The following is a 3317-nucleotide window of genomic DNA, read 5'->3' as shown; positions in this document are numbered from 1 at the left end:
CGGCAAGCATGCCGTCCTCCTGTACCTCTACCGCCGCCTGCACGCCCGCTGCCGGCGAAAACCGCAGCGGGCCCCGGTCCTCGTCCTGCGCCTGTGCCGCCGGCGCCAACAGACCGGCCAGCATCACCGCCATCAGCACACCCCTGGGTGTCATCGTCATTCCCTGCAGCGCCACAGTGGCGCGTCGAGGTCAGAACGATACGTCAACTGCCTGCCGCGACCACAGTACCGACTGATGCCTGGTCTGCTGCTTCCACGCCAGACGGATCGCTTCGATGTCGGCGCGGCGCTGCGGGCTGTCCTCGTGCAGCACCACCAGCACCTTGGTGCGCAGGCGGTTCGGGGCAGCATCGCCACGGAACAGCCACTGGCCGTAGGCATCGAACACGGTCAGGCCGTCCGGGAAGCGCGGCGTCACTTCCTTGTCCAGGAACGCGCGCCACTGCGCATCGCTGATGGTGTCGGCCTGCGGGCGGTCACCGGCGCCCTGCTCTTCGCCCACGCCGAAATAAAGCTCGCTGCGCACCCAGCCGTGGCCGCTGGACGGACGCGCGGCGTCGCCCTGCAGGTCGGCGGTGGTGGCATAGGCGCTGGGCGCCTTGGAGGACAGGCTGGCGCAGCCACTGGTGGCCAGCAGCACGGCGAAGACAAGGCCAAGGTGTTTCATCGGGAATAGCACTCCGGGAAGGGAAAAAAGCACGACGAAGGGGCACGGAGGGTACACCTGCGCCTCGGTTGCGGCTGCAACCAATGCCTTCATGCCGGCAGGGCATGAAGTGATGCAATGGGAGCCGGGACTTGCATCGCACCGTCTCCTCACGCCAAGATAATATATCGCTTCATCCGGATGGATGTAAGTGAAACTATCTTCACCCCCTTCCCCACGTCGTTGCTGCTGGAGTCCGCATGTCCCCCCGCCTGTCCGCGTCGCCGCTCGGCCTCGCCATCGCGCTCGCCCTGTCCCCCGCCCTGGCTTCGGCCCAGAACGCCGCCACCAACCTGGACACGGTGATCGTCACCGGCACCCGCGCCGCCGACCGCACCGTGCTTGAATCCACGTCGCCGGTGGACGTGCTGACCGCCGAGGACATCCGCAAGGCCGGCGTGGTCAATGGCGAACTGGGCAGCGCCCTGCAGGCCCTGCTGCCCTCGTTCAACTTCCCGCGCCAGTCCAACTCCGGCGGCGCCGACCACGTGCGCGCCGCGCAGCTGCGCGGGCTGTCGCCGGACCAGGTGCTGGTGCTGATCAACGGCAAGCGCCGCCACCACACCGCGCTGGTCAACACCGACAGCAAGATCGGCAAGGGCACCACCCCGGTCGACTTCAACGCAATCCCGGTCAGCGCCATCAAGCGCATCGAAGTACTGCGCGATGGCGCCGGTGCGCTGTACGGCTCCGATGCGGTGGCCGGCGTGATCAACGTGATCCTCGACAACGGCGGCGACGGCGGCGAGATCGAAGCCAGCTACGGCGCCAACCACACCGACCTCAAGCCGATCGGCCGCACCCTCACCGACGGCCAGACGGGCAACCTCAGTGCCAAGATCGGCACCTCGCTGGGCGAAGACGGCGGCTTCCTGCGCGTCGGCCTGGAATACAAGAAGCGCAACGGCACCAACCGCGCCGGCTTCGACCAGATTCCGCCGTGGGACCAGACCGAGGCCAATCTTGCCCTGCAGGGCAAGCGCAACTACGTGCTCGGCGATGGCGCCAGCAAGGACATCAATCTGTGGCTGAACACCGAGATTCCGGTGGGCAAGACCGCGACGTTCTATGCGTTCGGTACCTTCAACCAGCGTGATACCGAAGGCGCGAACTACTTCCGCTATCCCGATGGCGATGCCAACTGGAAGGAGGTCTACCCCAATGGCTACCGGCCGATCTCCGAAGGCGAGAACCGCGATGTGCAGGCGGTGGCCGGTATCCGTGGGCAGTGGGGTGAATGGAGTTATGACGGCAGCCTGGATTACGGCCAGAACGACTTCACCTATCGTCTGCGCGATTCGCTGAATGCCTCGCTGGGCCCGACCAGCCCGACCCGCTTCAAGACCGCGGACTACGAGTACGCGCAGACCGTGGGCAACGTCGACCTGAGCCGCGTGTTCTCGCAGAGCGACAGCATCAGCCACACCCTGGGCCTGGGCGCCGAAGCCCGCCACGAGCGCTACCAGACCCGTCCAGGCGACCCGGCCAGCTACGCCGCCGGCCCGTACACCGATCGTCCGACCGGCTCGCAGGCAGGCGGTGGCCTGACTCCGCAGGACGCGGCGACCTTGTCGCGCGATGTGGCCAGCGTCTACGCCAGCCTGTCCAGCCAGTTCAGCGAAAAATTCTCCACCGACCTGGCCGCGCGCTACGAGCACAGCGATGACTTCGGCGGCGAACTGACCGGCAAGCTCGGACTGCGCTACGAGTTCACCCCGGCATTCGCCCTGCGCGGCGCGATCTCCAACAATTTCCGCGCACCGTCGCTGGCGCAGATCGGCTACGAATCCACCTCCACCGGTTACAACGCCGGCGGCCAGCTGGTGCAGGGCCGCCTGCTCTCGGTCAACAACCCCATCGCCCGTGGCCTGGGTGCGCAGGACCTGAAGCCGGAGAAGTCGCTGAACACCTCGCTCGGCTTCACCAGCCGCATCGGCGAGCACTTCGACCTGTCGCTGGACTTCTTCCAGATCGACATCGACGACCGCATCGCACTGTCCGAGAGCATCACCGGCGATGCGCTGACCGATTACGTGGCCACCAACTACGGCGTCGGCGGCCTGCAGAGTGCCAGCTTCTTCGTCAACGCCGCCGACACGCGCACCCGCGGCGCCGAGCTGGTGAGCAACTGGCGGCAGTCGCTGGGCGATGGCCAGCTGCTGTTGACCGGCACCTACGCCTACACCAAGACCACGCTGAAGAACGTGCTGGCCACACCGGCGCAGCTGCAGGCGCTGGACCCGGACTACGTGCTGTTCGGCATCGAAGAGACCAATACGCTGACCGACGCCACCCCGCGCACCCGTGGCAGTTTCTCAGCCGCTTGGAGCAACGACCACTGGTCGCTGAGCAGCCGGGTGAACCGCTACGGCAGCGCGACCCGCGTATTCAACTTCGGTGATGGCTACATTCCCCGCCAGACCTACCAGGCCGAGTGGCAGCTGGATGCGGAAGTGGAATACCGCATCACCCCGCAGTGGAGCGTGGCCATCGGTGGGCAGAACCTGACCGACAACTACCCGGATCGCTCCAACGAGGACATCCACTACTTCGGCAACCTGCCCTACGACGTGCTGTCGCCGATCGGCAGCAACGGTGCGTATTACTACGG

2 protein-coding genes are annotated in these 3317 nt (G+C 66.4%); one reads left to right on the top strand and one right to left on the bottom strand.

The features are described from left to right. Positions 1–190: 190 nt before the first annotated feature. Positions 191–667, bottom strand: a complete 477-nt coding sequence (locus AB4Y84_RS17000; RefSeq protein WP_162887688.1) for a DUF3574 domain-containing protein — start codon at positions 665–667, stop codon at positions 191–193. A 239-nt stretch (positions 668–906) separates the two neighbouring features. Between AB4Y84_RS17000 and AB4Y84_RS16995 the strand changes: the two genes are divergently transcribed. Then, positions 907–3317 (top strand): TonB-dependent receptor plug domain-containing protein (locus tag AB4Y84_RS16995; RefSeq protein WP_442250502.1); only part of this gene is annotated, 2411 nt, incomplete at its 3' end.

It is taken from the genome of Stenotrophomonas sp. 2YAF22 (assembly GCF_052114665.1).
Lineage (GTDB): Bacteria > Pseudomonadota > Gammaproteobacteria > Xanthomonadales > Xanthomonadaceae > Stenotrophomonas > Stenotrophomonas indicatrix.
The sequence above is the reverse complement of the archived record's forward strand: the minus strand, read 5'-3'. Positions and strand labels throughout refer to the sequence as shown.

Bases quoted from the DNA above. Each gene is read 5' to 3' on its own strand.
- AB4Y84_RS17000 (WP_162887688.1), bottom strand. From the start codon at position 667: ATGAAACACCTTGGCCTTGTCTTCGCCGTGCTGCTGGCCACCAGTGGC.